The sequence below is a fragment of the Paraburkholderia dilworthii genome, from assembly GCF_000472525.1.
Taxonomy (GTDB): Bacteria; Pseudomonadota; Gammaproteobacteria; order Burkholderiales; family Burkholderiaceae; genus Paraburkholderia; species Paraburkholderia dilworthii.
This window is the reverse complement of sequence record NZ_AWZT01000010.1, coordinates 1-15,949: the sequence shown is the minus strand read 5'-3', so window position 1 is coordinate 15,949 and position 15,949 is coordinate 1. Positions and strand designations below refer to the sequence as shown.

Annotated in this window: 14 protein-coding genes and 1 rRNA gene; 4 read left to right on the top strand and 11 right to left on the bottom strand. The window is 60.9% G+C overall.

Annotated features, from left to right (window positions below):
- Positions 1 to 26: 26 nt before the first annotated feature.
- The 5 genes from yjfF to F759_RS0111420 form a co-directional block, all read right to left on the bottom strand.
- Complete coding sequence (gene yjfF, locus F759_RS0111445) at positions 27 to 1,124, bottom strand: galactofuranose ABC transporter, permease protein YjfF (RefSeq protein ID WP_027799969.1); 1,098 nt, start codon at positions 1,122 to 1,124, stop codon at positions 27 to 29.
- Complete coding sequence (locus tag F759_RS0111440; protein WP_027799968.1) at positions 1,121 to 2,164, bottom strand: ABC transporter permease; 1,044 nt, start codon at positions 2,162 to 2,164, stop codon at positions 1,121 to 1,123. Before F759_RS0111440 ends, yjfF begins: the two co-directional genes overlap by 4 nt.
- On the bottom strand, positions 2,161 to 3,780 hold the full coding sequence (locus F759_RS0111435) for a sugar ABC transporter ATP-binding protein (RefSeq protein WP_027799967.1): 1,620 nt from the start codon (positions 3,778 to 3,780) through the stop codon (positions 2,161 to 2,163). Before F759_RS0111435 ends, F759_RS0111440 begins: the two co-directional genes overlap by 4 nt.
- 245 nt (positions 3,781 to 4,025) lie before the next feature.
- Entirely contained in the window at positions 4,026 to 5,012 is a 987-nt protein-coding gene (locus tag F759_RS0111425) for an ABC transporter substrate-binding protein (protein WP_036024167.1), read from the bottom strand.
- Positions 5,013 to 5,592: 580 nt separating this feature from the next.
- Positions 5,593 to 6,207: an alpha-ketoglutarate-dependent dioxygenase AlkB family protein gene (locus tag F759_RS0111420; RefSeq protein WP_027799965.1), complete on the bottom strand. Its 615-nt coding sequence runs from the start codon at positions 6,205 to 6,207 to the stop codon at positions 5,593 to 5,595.
- A gap of 227 nt (positions 6,208 to 6,434) precedes the next feature.
- On the opposite strand from F759_RS0111420, the gene F759_RS0111415 reads away from it, so the two are divergent.
- Positions 6,435 to 7,019, top strand: coding sequence for a malonic semialdehyde reductase (locus F759_RS0111415; RefSeq protein WP_027799964.1), 585 nt, complete (start codon positions 6,435 to 6,437; stop codon positions 7,017 to 7,019).
- A gap of 21 nt (positions 7,020 to 7,040) precedes the next feature.
- Here the strand turns inward: F759_RS0111415 and F759_RS0111410 are convergent, their stop codons facing one another.
- The gene (locus F759_RS0111410) at positions 7,041 to 7,379 is read right to left on the bottom strand and encodes a hypothetical protein (RefSeq protein ID WP_027799963.1); all 339 of its coding nucleotides are present in this window, start codon (positions 7,377 to 7,379) and stop codon (positions 7,041 to 7,043) included.
- 402 nt (positions 7,380 to 7,781) lie between these two features.
- On the opposite strand from F759_RS0111410, the gene F759_RS0111405 reads away from it, so the two are divergent.
- A complete protein-coding gene (locus F759_RS0111405) occupies positions 7,782 to 8,945 on the top strand; it encodes a metallophosphoesterase (RefSeq protein ID WP_027799962.1) in 1,164 nt (387 codons plus the stop codon).
- A gap of 78 nt (positions 8,946 to 9,023) precedes the next feature.
- On the opposite strand, the gene F759_RS0111400 is transcribed toward F759_RS0111405, so the two are convergent.
- Positions 9,024 to 9,560 carry a hypothetical protein gene (locus F759_RS0111400; RefSeq protein WP_027799961.1) on the bottom strand — a complete coding sequence of 179 codons (537 nt, stop codon included), beginning with the start codon at positions 9,558 to 9,560 and terminating at the stop codon, positions 9,024 to 9,026.
- A gap of 346 nt (positions 9,561 to 9,906) precedes the next feature.
- Here F759_RS0111400 and F759_RS0111395 point away from each other — a divergent pair, with 346 nt between their 5' ends.
- A complete protein-coding gene (locus F759_RS0111395; RefSeq protein WP_027799960.1) occupies positions 9,907 to 10,161 on the top strand; it encodes a GlsB/YeaQ/YmgE family stress response membrane protein in 255 nt (84 codons plus the stop codon).
- A 69-nt stretch (positions 10,162 to 10,230) separates the two neighbouring features.
- On the opposite strand, the gene F759_RS0111390 is transcribed toward F759_RS0111395, so the two are convergent.
- The 3 genes from F759_RS0111390 to F759_RS0111380 form a co-directional block, all read right to left on the bottom strand.
- Positions 10,231 to 11,745, bottom strand: a complete 1,515-nt coding sequence (locus F759_RS0111390; RefSeq protein ID WP_027799959.1) for an acetyl-CoA hydrolase/transferase family protein — start codon at positions 11,743 to 11,745, stop codon at positions 10,231 to 10,233.
- Positions 11,746 to 11,902: 157 nt separating this feature from the next.
- On the bottom strand, positions 11,903 to 12,118 hold the full coding sequence (locus tag F759_RS0111385) for a hypothetical protein (RefSeq protein WP_027799958.1): 216 nt from the start codon (positions 12,116 to 12,118) through the stop codon (positions 11,903 to 11,905).
- A gap of 142 nt (positions 12,119 to 12,260) precedes the next feature.
- Positions 12,261 to 14,417 (bottom strand): FUSC family protein, encoded by a 2,157-nt coding sequence (locus F759_RS0111380; RefSeq protein ID WP_027799957.1) that lies wholly within the window; start codon positions 14,415 to 14,417, stop codon positions 12,261 to 12,263.
- A gap of 196 nt (positions 14,418 to 14,613) precedes the next feature.
- Between F759_RS0111380 and F759_RS0111375 the strand changes: the two genes are divergently transcribed.
- Positions 14,614 to 15,618: a LysR family transcriptional regulator gene (locus F759_RS0111375; RefSeq protein WP_027799956.1), complete on the top strand. Its 1,005-nt coding sequence runs from the start codon at positions 14,614 to 14,616 to the stop codon at positions 15,616 to 15,618.
- Positions 15,619 to 15,757: 139 nt separating this feature from the next.
- On the opposite strand, the gene rrf is transcribed toward F759_RS0111375, so the two are convergent.
- Positions 15,758 to 15,871 (bottom strand): 5S ribosomal RNA (rrf, locus tag F759_RS0111370).
- Positions 15,872 to 15,949: the final 78 nt, after the last annotated feature.

Genomic DNA, 15,949 nt, shown 5'->3' with positions numbered 1-15,949 from the left:
GCGGGTGCAACCGCTCTGGCCACCGCTCACGCCTGCTCGAGCGCGCGTCCTATCACGTGCGAGTCCGACGCCGTTGAGGGCTCGCCCTGCCCGCGCTCGCGTCCCGACGTCACGACCGCGCCGGTGCCGCCCGGACGCCGCACCGACTTTGCGTGCCGTTCGATCAGCCGTTGCAGCAGGCAGAAAGCGCACAGCAGCGCGCCGATCACGATGCGGGTCCACCACGAACTGAGTGTGCCGTCGAACGTGATCAACGTCTGAATCGTGCCGAGGATGCCGACGCCGAACAGCGAACCGACCACATAGCCGACGCCGCCTGTGAGCAGCGTTCCGCCGATTACAGTTGCCGCAATGGCGTCGAGTTCCATGCCTTGTCCTTGCAGGCCATAGCCGGACAGCACGTAGAACGTGAAAACCGCGCCGCCGAGCGCCGAGCAGAAGCCGCTCAGCGCATACACGCCGATGCGCGTGTGTGCGACCGGCAGCCCCATCAGCAACGCGGAGCGGGCATTGCCGCCTACCGCGTACACGTTACGGCCAAAGCGCGTGAAGTGAGCGACGTAGATGGCGCCCAGGAGCGCGACGAACGCGATCAGCACATTGGCGGTCACCGAGCCGACGCCGATGTCCAGCCGGAATGCGGAGATCGCCTGAAAGGTCGGATCCGTAATCGTGATCGATTGCGTGGTGATGAGAAAGCACAGGCCGCGCGCGAAGAACATGCCGGCGAGCGTCACGATAAACGCCTGCAAGCGGAAGAAGTGAATCAGCGCGCCTTGCACGGCGCCGAACACGGTACCCATCAGCAGAACGATCGGCACGACGACCCACACCGATAAATGCAGGCGTTCCGACAACACCGCTTCGACGATGGTCGTGAGCGCAACCACGGAGCCCACCGATAGATCGATGCCGCCCGACACGATCACGAACGTCATGCCGATTGCGACGATCAGCAAAAAAGCGTTGTCGACGAGCAGATCGAGCAATACCTGCCACGAGAAGAAACCGGTGTACATCACGGATCCGAAGCCGAATAACGCGCAGAACAGCAGAATCGTGACCGCGATGGGTAACGTGCGCGGATCGACGATATGAGCCCACGCCGCGAAGAATCGTCTCATCGTGCCACCCCACGTTGCCTGATAATCTGCATTCCGAACGACATGGCGAGCGCACGCGCGGCCGGCGACTGAATCACGCTCACCGTGAGCACTACCGCCGCCTTTACGACCAGCGTCGCTTCGGGCGGCACGCCGATTGAATACGTCGTGTAGGTCAGCGTCTGGATGATCAGCGCACCGAGCACCGTGCCCGCGAAACTGAAGCGGCCGCCGAGCAGCGACGTGCCGCCGAGCGTTACCGCAAGAATCGCGTCGAGTTCGAGCAGGAGGCCGGCGTTGTTGCCATCGGCACTGCGCACGTTCGAGCTGATGAGGATGCCCGCCATCGCCGCGGTCAATCCCGAGAACCCGTACACCGCGAACACAAGCGCTTTGGAGCGCAAGCCGACGAGGCGCGTCGCAACGGGATTCACACCGATTGCGCGGATAAAGAGCCCGAGCGCCGTTCCCTCGACGAGCGCCGCCGTCGCCAGCACTGCAACCGTTGCAATCCACACCGAGCACGGCACACCGAGCCAGTACCCGCCGCCGACGAACAGATAGCCGGCCGCGCCGATTGGAATGATCTGCCCCGCCGTCAGCAATTGCGCGATGCCGCGACCGGCGACCATGAGAATCAACGTGGCGATGATCGGCTGCATGCCGACAAAGGACACGAGCAAGCCGTTCCACATGCCGCTCAGTACGCCGACGATCAGCGCCGCGAGCAACGCCTCCGCGACGAGGCCACCGCTCGGCACAGGTTGCGTCGCGAGTATCGTCGCCGCCGCCGCGCCCGCAATTGCGACCACGGCGCCAACCGAAATGTCGATGCCGCGTGTCGCGATAACGAGCGTCATGCCGGTCGCGACGAGTACCAGCGGCGCGGCGCGATTCAACACATCGATTGGTGCGCCGAACAGATGGCCGTCGAGCATGCGCAGCGACAGAAAATGCGGATTGACCCATAGATTCAGCGCGCACAACAGCGCCAACGTGACGCACGGCCAGATCAACGGACGCTCGACGCCGTCACGCGCGAGCCAGTTCGATAGCTTCATTCGCCGCTCCCCGCAATGAGTCGGTAGATATTGTCTTCATTCGACGCCTTGCCCTCGACCTCGGCGATCTTGCGACGGTCGCGCAACACGGCCACGCGATGACTGACGCGCAGCACCTCACTGATCTCGGACGAAATGAACAGAATGCTCAGACCGTTCGCGCACAACGCAAGCAGTCGATCCATGATGTCGAACTTCGCCGCTACGTCGATGCCGCGCGTGGGCTCGTCGAGAATCAGCAGTTTCGGATCGGTGGCAAGCCAGCGAGCGAGCAGCGCTTTCTGCTGATTGCCGCCGGACAAAAGCCCGATAGGCTGCTCGGCATCAGATGCCTTGATGCCGAGCCGTTCAATCCATAGATCGGCCAGCTCGCGCGCACGTTGACGGCTGATCTTGCGCCACCATCCGCGTCTTGCCTGCAACGCCAGCAGGATGTTGTCGCGAATCGACAGGTCCGCGACGATGCCTTCTTTCTTCCGGTCTTCCGCGCAATAGGCAATGCCGTGGCGCACCGCATCGTGCGGCGAGCGCAGTCGCACGGGCTTGCCATCCACGAGCATCGTGCCGCTATCGGCGCGATCCGCGCCGAACAGCAGCCGCGCGGTCTCGGTGCGGCCAGAACCCAGCAAGCCGGCGAGTCCGAGTATCTGGCCGCGCTGCACGTCGAGGTCGATTGGCTGCAACGTGCCGCGCCTGCCCACGCCGCGCAGTTCGATAAACGCGGACGCCGCCCGCTCCGCCTGCGGTGTTTCGCTGGGACCGGATGCTTCATGCGCGGCTTCGCGCAGCCGCGCACTCATACGCTCATGACCCACCATCCTGGCGACCAGCTGATCGGCCGGCAGATCGCGCGCGAGATATTCGCCCTCGCGCTCGCCATTGCGCATGACCGTGATGCGGTCGGAAATCGCATACGTCTGCTCGATAAAATGCGTGACGAACAGAATTGCAATGCCGGATTGCTTAAGAAGCCGAAGTATTTTAAAAAGCTGTGCGACTTCGCTATCGTCGAGGCTCGATGTCGGTTCGTCGAGTATCAGCACGCGCGCGTCGACGGAAAGAGCTCTTGCGATTGCCACCATCTGTTGCACTGCGATGGGGTACGCGTCGAGCGAACGCGTCACGTCGAGCGCGATATCGAGGCGCGCGAGTGCGGCTTGCGCGCGGCGTTTGATGTCCGGCCAGTCGATTGCGCCGAACCTCCTCGGCTGACGCCCCGCGAAGATGTTCTCCGCGACCGACAGATTCGGGCACAGGTTCACTTCCTGGTAGAGCGTGCGCACACCCGCCTCCTCCGCTTCCTGCGGCGACGCAAAAGCCACGACTTCGCCCGCGAGACGGATGGTGCCGGTGTCGGGCGCAATTACGCCCGTGAGCACATTGATGAGGGTGGATTTGCCGGCGCCGTTCTGCCCCATCAGTGTGTGAACTTCGCCGGGGAACAACCGGAAATCGACGCTTTGCAGCGCCTTCACGCCAGGAAATGTCTTGCTGACGCCGGTTGTGGCGAGAATCGGCTCGCGAGCGTTCACGTCGCCGTTGCCGGCAGCGGTGGCTGCAACGGACGCGGTCGTGCTCATGGCCGGCGGATTGGGTTCGGAAGCGGGATGCGTCATAGACCTCGCTCGATCGGCGGTGCGTTGGTGTCGCGCTGCGTTGGTGTCGCGCTGCGTTGGCGCCTTGTTGCGACAAGCTCCAGCATCAGGTGAAAAGAGACCGTCCGCTGCCCAAGCAATCGGACGGTCAGGCACCGCTGGAGAAACTTTACGATCTATATTTACGGCTGCGCCTGCTCGCGCTTCTGCTGCATTAACCGGCTTCGCATGCAGGCGCGTTGGCAAGGATGCCTAAGTACTTTCGCCTAGTACTTGCGCGTCGGCAATGTCTGCGCCGCGACGCTCATCGGGAAAACTGTTTCTTCCGTCAGGATCCGCTTGGGCAAAGGCTTGCCGGCCACCACGTCTTTCACCGCCGACATCAGTTGCGGTCCGAGCAACGGGCTGCATTCCACGTCGACATTCATCTTACCTGCGGCCATAGCCTGGAAGCCGCCTTTGGTCGCATCGAACGAAACTACGATGACGTCCTTGCCCGGATGCATGCCTGCCTCTTCCATTGCCTGGATTGCGCCGAGCGCCATATCGTCGTTATGCGCATAAACCACATTTATTTTATTTCCATAAGTCTTGATAAAAGCTTCCATGACCTGCTTGCCGCCAGCCAAGGTGAAGTCGCCGCTTTGCGACGCAATAACCTTGAACTTGGGGTCGCTCTTGATTACTTCGATCAGGCCGGCATGCCGGTCATTCGCAGGCGCAGAGCCAACCGTTCCTTGCAGTTCGGCGATGTTGACGGGACCTTGCGAGTCTTTGTAGTGATCCGCGAGCCATTTACCACCGCGCCGCCCTTCTTCCAGGAAGTCAGAGCCGATCATCGTCACGTACAGTGACGTGTCCTTGACGTCGATGTTGCGGTCAGTGAGGATCACCGGAATCTTGGCGGCCTTCGCCTCGCGCAGCACCGGTTCCCAACCTGACTCGACGACCGGCGAGAAAGCGATCACATCGACTTTTTGCGCGATGTACGAGCGGATCGCCTTGATCTGGTTTTCCTGCTTTTGCTGCGCGTCTGAGAATTTGAGCTTGATCTTGGCGTCGGTCGCCGCGGATTTCACCGACTCGGTGTTCGCGGTTCGCCATGCACTTTCAGCACCGACCTGGGCGAAACCCAGCGTGATCTGTTTGTCCTGCGCGTAGGCGCCGGGCGTTGCCAGCGTCAGCGCACCGAAACCCGCGCACAGCGCGAGCGCGCCCAACGCACGACATGCGGCGCGTCGTGTATTCGCCATGACTGTCTCCTGAATCGTTGTTGTGTAGGCGATCCATCAGTTCCGCCCGCCGTTGCGGCCGTGGCGATGTGTGGATCGTGATGTAGCGTAGTGTGCCTGGCCTTAACAGTCCAATCATATGATTCTCGCCGGCAATATCAATTTTGGTATAGGACGCTGGGTTGTGCTGCGGTGTGACGATGCGTGGCTTGGCAAGGGCGGACTCTGAGCCTCACGTCAGGTCGCGCGCCGAGCATCGGTAGTTTTTTGTGCGCTTACTGCTCGGTGAATGGCTGCGTCGCCGCTTGCGGACGAGGTTCGCGGACGACGCCCGCAGCCGGGATTGGGAACGGCGATGGCGATGACCGGCGCGAGATCGCCGGGCGGAGCGCGTGGCCCTGAACTCACCGACTTAGAAGCAGCCGCACTGCTGCCTGTGTATCGCCCGCACGAAGATGGCCGGGTTGGGCGCAGGCGTCAACGCAATAATGGAATCAGGGGGAGTGGGTTGCAGTCCAGGGCTATCGGCGCAAAGACCGATGAGTCTGGCACGAGAGGGAAACGCGATCGAATCCCGCTCACAGGCGCTACGGCCTATGCGTTATCCGCGCGACGATCGCACGGCCTGCGTGCGAGGCGTGACCCACCGAAAAGTGAGGTTGATGCGCTCGCCGCTGACGCGCGGCTCCTTCGGCACCCGATGCCGCCACTCCGCCTGCGTCTTGCCCTTCATCACCAGCAAGCTGCCGCCTTGCAGCGAGAACGACTGGACCGCGCCGGTCTTGTTATGCCGCAGGTCAAACGTGCGCGCCGCGCCAAGGCTGACCGAAGCAATCACCGGCTGCGGGCCAAGCTCGGCCTCGCGGTCGGCATGCCATCCCATACTGTCCGCGCCGCTGCGATAGCGGTTGAGCAGAACGCTGTTGAACCGTGCATTGCTGACGGCTTCGGCGGCCGCTCTCAGTTCGGCGACCGTCGGCGTCCACGGCTGCGGCAGATTGCGTATGCCGGAATAGACGTACACAGCGTCGGGGTCGCCCTGCCATGCAGTCAGCCGCGGCAGCGCGACGCGGCCGCCGGGTGTGCCCATCGTATCCTGCCGCCATTCGACTTCGCCGAGGAGTCGAGCCAGGTACTGGTCGGCCGCTTCGGGAGCGAGCCAGTCGGGGTACCACTCGACGTCGGGCGTCGGTAGATCATCGAAAAAGTCTGACATAAGATTGACTGATACGGGCGCAAGCGCGCAATGGAACGTTGGCTATTATGGCGGCAACGGCGAGTGACCGGCTTTCGCGCCTTGCGGTTTCGTTGCTCTTTTCTCGCAATTTCCTTGCGATTTCCTTGCGCGGCGGATGCCTGCTATTGGCGGTTTCCATTCCGCGGCGACTGCTGGGCCAGCGCACGTTTCCAGTTCTCGACCTCGATTTTCAATGGACGATCACCATGATTCTTTCGGATGAGGCGCTCGACCAACTGTTTCGCGAGGCGCGCACGCATAGCGCCTGGCAACCGAAACCCGTTGACGACGCGGTGCTCAAGCAGCTTGTCGAGCTCACGCTGCTCGGCCCGACGTCGGCCAATTCGAGCCCGGCACGTTTCGTCTTTGTAAAAAGCCCGTCCGCCAAGGAAAAACTGCGGCCGGCCTTGTCCGCGGGCAACGTGGACAAGACCGTGGCCGCGCCGGTGACGGTCATTCTCGGAATGGATATGGCGTTTTATGAGCATCTGCCGAAGCTCTTCCCGCATGCCGACGCACGCAGTTGGTTTGCCGGCAACGACAAGGCGATTGCCGACACCGCGTTTCGCAATTCGACGCTCCAGGGCGGCTATCTGATTCTCGCCGCCCGCGCGCTCGGTTTGGACGCAGGCCCAATGTCGGGCTTCGACGCCGCCAAGGTGGACGAGGCTTTCTTCGCAGGCACGACAATCAGGTCGAACTTTCTGATCAATCTCGGCTACGGCGATGCGTCGAAACTGTTTCCGCGCAGCCCGCGCTTCAGCTTCGCTGAAGCGGCGTGGGTAGAATGAAGCGCGCCGCTTTCAGCATTTTCAGGTGAAGATTGCGATGTAGAACACTACGACGCCGATTACCGCACCGACAAAGCAGAAGTTTTCTTCCGTGTCGTCGCCATTGGAGCGCAGCCATGCGCCGACGACGCCGAAGAGCCCGGCAATACCGAGTGCGACGCACAGCATCACGACACCGAATAGTGCGCTCTTGCCGAGTTCGGAAAAGTCGATGTTGCGCACGCCGAGGTATAACCCCAACGCCATCAACGATAGGCCGACGAGAGGCAGCATCACATGACTGCCCTCATATCCCACGTGATGCGCGCGATGCGCAGGGTCGCCGTGGTGAAAACGATGGCCTGATCTGAGCAGTTTCATGATCGCCTCCTGCCTCGCCGTTTGTCGGCCATAACGCCTGCCGAACTGCGCCGCCGTCGTATCAGTAGACGCTACAACGACCTTGCGCCAGCCAGCATACTTCCAGCATAGACCACGCCCACGCGTAATTCAAAGCCCATTTAATTAGGGTAACCGAATGCTGTGAGTGGTTCAGGCAGCAGCGTTTGGGAGCGGCGGCTTGTCGGCGAATCGTTGACAACGAGGTGTCGCTGCATCGCAACAAAAGACGCAGACCTGGTCTTTACCTCCGCGTATTTTGCCGCGCCGGCAGGCCGTTGCGCATGCCGGTAGAATGGGCCGGCCAGCGAACTGCGTCGCGGCAGCGACTCGCCGCCGCCGGCGTTCCGCTCATGCTGGCTCCTACCCGCCTTGACCTTCTCTATGCGCCGCTCATCGTTCCTCGTACGCTTTATCTTCATTGGCATCCTGCTGCACATTTATGTCGGCTTCCGTCTGATTCCAGACATGCCAGTCGACATTACCGCCCGTTGGCTGTCGGCATTGTGGCTCGTGCTGTCGGTCTTTCTTATTCCGCTCGGCATGCTTGCGCGCACGATCAAACGGCAGCCACTCGGCGACCGGCTCGCGTGGGTCGGCTTGCTGACAATGGGCTTTTTTTCGTCGCTGCTGGTGCTGACGTTCGTGCGCGATCTGGCGCTGGCATCACTGATGACCGTTGACGCGATCTGGCCTGACACGATCGCTCTCGTGCATTGGCGAACGGGCACCGCGGCAGCCGTGCCCTTGCTTGCATTGCTGTCGACACTGGTCGGGCTCATCAATGCTCGCCGCCGCGCGCGAGTCGTGACGATCGAGGTACCGATCGACGATTTGCCAGCCGCGCTCGACGGCTTCACGATTGTCCAGATCAGCGACATTCATGTGGGCCCGACAATCAAGCGCCGCTATGTCGACGCAATCGTCGACGCAGTGAATCATCTAAAGCCTGACCTCATTGCCGTAACGGGCGATGTAGTAGACGGCACCGTCCCGCAGTTGACTCACCACACACAGCCGCTCTCGCGGTTAAGCGCGCGTCACGGCGCGTTTCTGGTTACCGGCAACCACGAGTATTACGCGGGAGCCAATGCGTGGATAGACGAGTTCCGGCGCCTCGGACTCAACGTGCTGCTCAACGAACATGTGATCGTGGATCATAACGGCGCGCGCGCGATCATTGCCGGCGTGACCGATTATTCGGCTGGCCATCATGACCCGTTGCACCGCAGTGACCCTATGGCGGCGATCGCGGGCGCACCGGGCGACGTGCTGATCAGGGTGCTGCTCGCGCACCAGCCACGCTCCGCGGAAGCAGCCGCCGAAGCCGGTTTTACACTGCAACTATCGGGTCATACGCACGGCGGCCAGTTCTTCCCGTGGAACTTCTTCGTGCGCTTGCAGCAACCGTTCACCGCGGGCCTCGCGCGCCTGAACGGATTGTGGGTGTACACGAGCCGCGGCACCGGCTATTGGGGACCACCAAAGCGACTTGGCGCACCTTCCGAGATTACCCGATTGCGCCTTGTCCCCGGCGAGCCAGATTAAAGCGGGAAAGGAGCGCGGCGCTCTACAGCCTACGCTCTACTCGTTGGACGGATGTGCAGTAGGCATGAGGGGCGCGCCTTATTGTGCCGGTGCCACTGCGACACTGATCTGCGGCGCGAACGCCACCCATACTTGCATGCCCGGCGTCACATTCGCCAGCTTTGCGAGGTCGCGACCCTGAATGTGGAACGCCGAGCCGTTCGCGCCCTTCAACGCCATGACGCCTGAAGCGTGATCGATCGCCTGCACTTGCGCGCTTAGGTTCTGATCGGAGTTCGTCTGCCCGACTGGCGCGACGGCGGCAGCGACCGCGCCTTTGCCGTCAGCACCGCGCACAACGCTGATCACAGCGTTGCGCATCATACGGATATGGACTTTGCCGCCTTGGGTAATTCGCGCGAGGTCTCGCCCATCCGTAACGTCGAACGATGCTTCGCCGCCTTGTGCGTCGCGCACCGTTACGGAATGCCTTGCATGATCGACTGATTTCACCACTCCTTCGGCCTGTAAGGTGCTGCTTCCTTCAAACGGCGCCGGCAAACCTGCGGCGAAAGACGCGAACGGAGCAGCGGCGATCAACGCGCCAGCAACGATGCCAAGAGCTTTAGCTTTCATACATTCCTCGATGACGGAAACGGCGGAGAATTGCGCCGCTGTGCAAACCGACTATCTGCGCGCAGGGATGTAACGGCCTTGCGACGCGCAGAGCGATGCGGAAGATGTAAACAGTGTGTTTTTCGCGATGGTCGCCGTCAACATTTGGACTCCGTATTACTTACAAGATCGGTCTGCGTCGACCGTGGAAATTTCCTCGGCGAACGAATGCAGGCGCATCGTCTATCGTTGACTTGCAACACTTTCAGACAACGTTAATTCCGCATCCTGAATATGGACTGTCCCACGCGCTTCGACTAAGCTCTGTCACCGTGTATTTTTCACACACAACCGTGGAGTCTCAACTATGGAACACAGCATCATTGCGTGGCTTGTCATCGGCGCGATCGCCGGCTGGCTTGCCGGCGTGCTCGTCAAGGGCGGTGGCTTCGGGATCATCGTCGACATCATCGTCGGCATTGTGGGCGCATTCATCGGCGGTTGGCTCGCCCGTGTGCTGCACATCTCGCTCGGTAGCGGCTGGATCGGCTCGATCATCACGGCTGTGATCGGCGCGGTGATCCTGCTGTTTGTCATCCGGCTCGTCCGACGAGGCAGCTGAAGCTGATCCGGCGTAGTCGGCGTCAGCGGCAATGTCGCGTGACGCCGGCTTTGCCTCGTTCAACCCGGGTCAAGCGCCCGCTTGTGCTGCCGGCAGCATCGAACCGGTGTCGCGCAGCCGCGTATGCCAGGCGAAAGCCTGTTCCAGCCGATGCGGTGTTTGGCCGCCGCCTCGCAACGCATCTTGATAGTAGTCGCGAAGCAACTCGCGATACTGCGGATGCACGCAATTCTGAATATTCAGCGCAGCCCGTTCGCGCGGCGCCAGGCCTCGCAAATCAGCCAGGCCCTGTTCGGTCACTACCACGTCAACGTCATGTTCGTTGTGGTCGCAATGCGTAACCATTGGAACGACGCTGGAAACGCAACCGCCCTTCGCCGTCGACCTGGTCGCAAAAATCGCGCATGACGCATTGCGCGAAAAGTCGCCGGACCCGCCAATGCCGTTCATCATATGCGTGCCACCCACATGCGTTGAATTCACGTTGCCGTAGATGTCGAATTCCAACGCGGTGTTCAATGCGATCAGACCTAAGCGGCGAATCACTTCGGGGTGGTTGCTAACTTCTTGTGGGCGCAGCACCAGGCGACTACGGTAACGCTCGATCTCGCCGAACACCTGGGCCTGACGCGCGGCAGACAACGTGATTGACGCCCCTGAGGCGAACGTGACCTTGCCGGCATCCATCAGGTCGAAGGTCGAATCCTGAAGCACTTCCGAATAGATTTCAAAAGCGTCGAATGGTGCGTAGGCGAAGCCGGCCAGTACGGCGTTCGCAATCGTGCCTATGCCCGCCTGCAACGGCGGCAAACGTCGAGGCATACGTCCGCGCGAAATTTCATGCTGGAAAAATTCGATCAGATGGCCTGCGATCAGACCCGTCTCCGCATCGGCGGGCAGCGCGGTCGACGGACTATCCGCTTTGTCGGTGATGACAATCGCCGCGATTTTCTCGTGCGGAATTTCGATCGCCGATGTGCCGATGCGGTCGCGCGGGCGAACAATAGGCAGCGGTTCACGATTCGGCCGCCGGCCAGGAATCCAGATGTCGTGCAGTCCCTCGAGCGCGAGCGGCTGAGCCAAGTTGATTTCAACGATGACCTTCTCGGCGAGGATCGCAAAGCTCGCGGAATTCCCGACCGATGTCGTCGGCACAATGCCGCCGCTTTCCGTGATGGCCACGGCTTCGATGATCGCGACATCGAGTTTGCCGAGTTGGTTGGCGCGCAGCATCTCGACCGTCTCGGACAGATGCTGGTCGACGAACATGACTTCGCCGCGATTGATTGCATCACGAAGGGTCTTGTCCACCTGGAACGGCAAGCGGCGCGCGAGCACGTGCACCTCCGTGAGCACGCGGTCAACATCATGACCGAGCGACGCACCCGTCATCAACGTGATGCGCAGCGGCTTGCCTTCCTGGCGAGCGCGCTCGGCCAATGCAAGCGGCACCGCCTTCGCGTCTCCCGCGCGCGTGAAGCCGCTGGCGCCGACGCGCATGCCATCGTGAATCGCAAGCGCCGCCTCGGCGGCGGAAGTAATTTTCTCGCGCAGCGAGGCGCAACGAATTCGGTCTTCGTACATGAAACTTGGTCTCTCCATAGTCAGCAACCGAGTCTACCGGTGCGCACGTCTGCGATGCGCTTTCTTCGTCGGTCAGATTGTCGCAGTGGCCGCGGCGTCATGATCGACGACGTCGCGGCCCGCTTTGCCGGCGCGTGCGCGATGCTGCTCGATACTCCTAGCTGCCGAAGTAGATGTTGCAGAAGCTCACAGGGCCGACGCACTCGTCGGCTTGGCTTGCCGGCGCCGCGAGCCGGCTCGCCGGGGCTGCGCCCTCGTCGCGTTGGACAATCGCCTGCGGCGCCTGGTGTTGCGGGGCGACCTGTGCCGTCTGTGCGTGAGCAACAGCAGCGGACAAAGAGCAGGCGATCAGGACAATCTTCAACAATTTCATTTCGTTCTCCAGGACTAACGGTTACTGCGTGACAGCGATGAAACTATATGACCGCTGTGTGTGCGAATAAACGGGGCTGCCCGGAAGTGACTTTTCCATCCAGCGGAAAGATCGCGTGCGTGGCTGGAACCACGTGCGTTGGTCAGCGCGGCTTGAAAGGTGCGTCTTTGTCCAGCAACGCAGTGCGAATGAAATGAAGGCAACTCAGAATGCGTTGCATGTCGTGACGTTTATCCGGATCTGCGTGCACCGCTTTCAATACATCCTGGGCAATCCAGGTAGCCGAGCGAACGGATACCAAAGCGTGGTCGAGCGTTCTCGCGTCGGGCCGCTCGAACAGCCCCGCGAGGTGATCGAGCATATGTTCGACGGCGTAGTTCCAACACGGATGCAGGGCTTGCACATGTCCGGCATGCGCCGCTTCGTTGCGCAGATCGATGACGGCGTGCCCTACTTCGAGGGTCGCCAGCATCCAGCGCAATGCATGCCGGCGACGTCGCGGCCGCCGCGTCAACAGGCGCAATTGCGAAGCGAGATCATGCGTGCTCGACTGAAAACGCTGATTGAGCCCTGGCCGCTGATCTCTGCATGCGAGGACGGCCTGGGCGCGTAGATCGTCCATGATCCGCTCGATGAGCCACGGCATATCAGCGGGAAAGACAGTGGCGAGGATGATGGCGGCCAGCAACATCGACGCTGTGAGGGCAATGCCGTTGTTGATGAGCAGACCAGGCTCGAAGCTCACGACATTATCGGGTCCAGCCAGTAAGCAGAAGAACACCGAAAAGCCGACGCCAAGCCCAGCCGTCCGCTTGAGCGTGGCGAGATATGCGCCCAGCGCCAGCACCGGCGCGAGCGTGATGCAAAGGAGCGGAAAACCGTCAATGTTGGGATATACGTAGCAGGTGAACGCGTAGCCCGCCAGAGTCGCGAGCGCAGCACCGAACGCCATCCGCACAGCCATATCTCGAGCGTTCGGCGCGGTGGACGTCAACGCGCACACAAGCGCCACGCCAATGACAGCGAGGCCCCCGCTCGGCCAGTCTGTCGCGATCCAGAAGCAAGCGGCGATCTCCATCGCTGTGGCTGAGCGGATAAATGTGAAAGCAACCGCATATCTGTTAGTTATACTAACGTAATAGTTTTCGCTGCGTTGCCGAGAGCCGGGCTTGCGTTGCACGAACGTATCGTAAGTGTCCAAGTATTTCGCCCATTCATTCACAAAACGGTATAGCAACTCTGCTGCCGTATCAAAGTCCGCTAGCGATTCTGTCGTCGCCTGTTCCAGCTGTTGCCTCGTCTGCCGCACACGTCGTGGCAGTTTGGCTTGATAGGTGCGCAATCGGGCGGTTAGATGCGATACATCGGCAGGTGCGTCGCGCTGCAATGCGATCAACGCCGTGAGTTCGCGAAGGTGCGGATCGATATACGCCGTCATCGTGGCGATGTCGCTGGTGTGCGAACGCTTAAGCAACTGATGCAGCGCGTGCAAACGTGCGCAAGCATCCATGAACTCGCTGTTCAGGCGACCGAGATGATGGTTGCGCGAACGCATCGCTGGATCTTCGAAGGCGGCGAAGATGCGCGTCGCTTCCAAACCCACGATCTCGTCGACGAGAGCCGCGAAACGCCGCTCGAACGCTCGCCGACCGACTTCGCGAGAAAGCACGTCGGCAGCGAACGCAGTAAAATTTCCGTAGCGGACTTGCAGTGCTCGCAGCAGAGCAAGGCTCGAGCGCTGCGGCACGATTAACGCACTTACCGCACTCGAACAGACAATCCCGATCGTCACTTCGGCTGCTCGCGTCAGTGCCGCAACGAAAAGACCGTGAGGCGTCGCGACGTTCGGAATGCCGATCAGCGCCGCCGTGTAACCCGCGAGAACAAAACCGTACCACCTGAAATGCCGATAACGGACCGCCGCCGCGATACACGCGCTGATCCATACGATCATGCCGAGCATATGCAACTCGGCCTGTTGAACGAACAGCGCGCCGAGCGTCAACGCCGCGATTGCGCCTACCGCGGTCCCGAGAATCCGATAGAAGCTTTTTGCGAGCACCATCCCGCTGAACGGTTGCATCAGCACGAACACGGTAGTCATGGCGATACGCGGCTGAGGCAAATCCAGCAACATCGCTATGCCCAGCGCAAGGAGCGCCGCAGTGATCGTCTTCAGCAAGTGCAGCCAGACGAGTCCGCCGCTGCTTGCCCAGTCGCGAACGATTGAACGGCGCAACGACGCGCGCCACTGTCCAGCGAAACTTGCTGCCGGTTTGATCGCATGCTGGCGTTTCATCTAAAGGCAATGCACCTCGGTTTGTCACGGAAGTAAGCGCCGGTTAATGCGTGCACCGGCAGGCAAGGCGCCGATTGTAGGAGCATACGATGCGGGCATTAACGGGACGGCTGCGGAACGTCCCTTCCAGAACGAACAACAATGAGCCGATCAGTCGAGCGGACAATACGGCCTGTGCCGTGAAATAGAAGGACCGATGGATACGTTACAAAACATGCGAGTGTTCTCGCGCGTAGTGGAAGCCGGCAGTTTCACCGCCGCCGCACAATCCTTCAATTCGACGACTGGCGCGATGTCGCGCGCGGTGTCGGAACTCGAGGCCCACCTGCGTACGCGCTTGTTGAATCGTTCAACGCGCCGTCTCGCGCTCACTACCGCAGGAGAGCGTTATCTGAAGCGCTGTCAGCAAATACTTGCCGACGTCGATACCGCCGAAGAAGAAGCCAGTTGTGCACATGAGCGCCCGAGCGGTGCGCTTCGCATGCATAGTTTTGCGAGTATCGGCCAGCACTATGTGCTGCCGGCGATCTCGCGCTATCGCGCGCTTTACCCAGAAGTGACTGTGGAGTTGACGCTGTCGCAGCGCATGCCCGATCTTTTTGAAGGAAGCGCGGATGTTGCGGTGATTGGGGCGTCGGCGTTACCCAATTCCGACCTCGTGTCGTTTCAGCTTGGGACGACGTTCAGCATACTGTGCGCGTCGCCCACATATCTGAGAGCGCATGGTGCGCCGCTAAGACCGGCCGATCTCGCGCATCACGAATGCCTGATTCTGCATACACCCGCGTTTGCACCACACGAGTGGGTGCTCGATGGGCCCAACGGCAGCGAGTTGATGGAAGTCGACGGTCCAGTGCAGGTGAATATCGCGGAGTCGCTGATCGTTGCGATCCGGGAGGGGATGGGCATCGGCATGGTGCCGCTTTACGCGGCAATCGCCGGATTAAGGGATGGTACGTTAGTGCGCGTATTGCCGGACTACACGCTGCAGAAGATGAACGTCTATGCGCTATATCCATCGCGGAAGTTTATCGACGCGAAGACGAGAACATGGGTAGAGTTTCTGCGCACGCATTTGCCTGAGGTGATCGCGCGCGATGAGGCGTTGCTTGCAGAGATACGCCAAGCAGATAGCGCCGGCGATACGCTGCCGCGCGTTATTCCGGACTCGGCTGCGGAAAGTCGCAAGGTAGTGATTTAGCGACTGTGATTGCGGCTGTGGTTTTGCACGCAGTGGCAAGAATACTGGGCGCGTGGGCGCTGCTGTTTCGAGTCGCGTAAATGCACGTAAACGCAGAAACCCCACCGTGTTGGGGTGGGGTTTCTGGTTCTGCTGGGGAGCCTGACGATGACCTACTTTCACACGGGCAATCCGCACTATCATCGGCGTGGAGTCGTTTCACGGTCCTGTTCGGGATGGGAAGGGGTGGGACCGACTCGCTATGATCATCAGGCATGACGGGTTGCCGTACTGCTCGGGGAGCAATACGGCCAATCGGGAAGAAGTAGTTTCTGATGAGTCAACATCAGGG

Excerpts from the sequence above, each read along its gene's own strand:
- yjfF (WP_027799969.1), bottom strand. The coding sequence starts at position 1,124 with ATGAGACGATTCTTCGCGGCGTGGGCTCATATCGTCGATCCGCGCACG.
- F759_RS0111440 (WP_027799968.1), bottom strand. The coding sequence starts at position 2,164 with ATGAAGCTATCGAACTGGCTCGCGCGTGACGGCGTCGAGCGTCCGTTG.
- F759_RS0111435 (WP_027799967.1), bottom strand. The coding sequence starts at position 3,780 with ATGACGCATCCCGCTTCCGAACCCAATCCGCCGGCCATGAGCACGACC.
- F759_RS0111425 (WP_036024167.1), bottom strand. The coding sequence starts at position 5,012 with ATGGCGAATACACGACGCGCCGCATGTCGTGCGTTGGGCGCGCTCGCG.
- F759_RS0111420 (WP_027799965.1), bottom strand. The coding sequence starts at position 6,207 with ATGTCAGACTTTTTCGATGATCTACCGACGCCCGACGTCGAGTGGTAC.
- F759_RS0111415 (WP_027799964.1), top strand. The coding sequence starts at position 6,435 with ATGATTCTTTCGGATGAGGCGCTCGACCAACTGTTTCGCGAGGCGCGC.
- F759_RS0111410 (WP_027799963.1), bottom strand. The coding sequence starts at position 7,379 with ATGAAACTGCTCAGATCAGGCCATCGTTTTCACCACGGCGACCCTGCG.
- F759_RS0111405 (WP_027799962.1), top strand. The coding sequence starts at position 7,782 with ATGCGCCGCTCATCGTTCCTCGTACGCTTTATCTTCATTGGCATCCTG.
- F759_RS0111400 (WP_027799961.1), bottom strand. The coding sequence starts at position 9,560 with ATGAAAGCTAAAGCTCTTGGCATCGTTGCTGGCGCGTTGATCGCCGCT.
- F759_RS0111395 (WP_027799960.1), top strand. The coding sequence starts at position 9,907 with ATGGAACACAGCATCATTGCGTGGCTTGTCATCGGCGCGATCGCCGGC.
- F759_RS0111390 (WP_027799959.1), bottom strand. The coding sequence starts at position 11,745 with ATGTACGAAGACCGAATTCGTTGCGCCTCGCTGCGCGAGAAAATTACT.
- F759_RS0111385 (WP_027799958.1), bottom strand. The coding sequence starts at position 12,118 with ATGAAATTGTTGAAGATTGTCCTGATCGCCTGCTCTTTGTCCGCTGCT.
- F759_RS0111380 (WP_027799957.1), bottom strand. The coding sequence starts at position 14,417 with ATGAAACGCCAGCATGCGATCAAACCGGCAGCAAGTTTCGCTGGACAG.
- F759_RS0111375 (WP_027799956.1), top strand. The coding sequence starts at position 14,614 with ATGGATACGTTACAAAACATGCGAGTGTTCTCGCGCGTAGTGGAAGCC.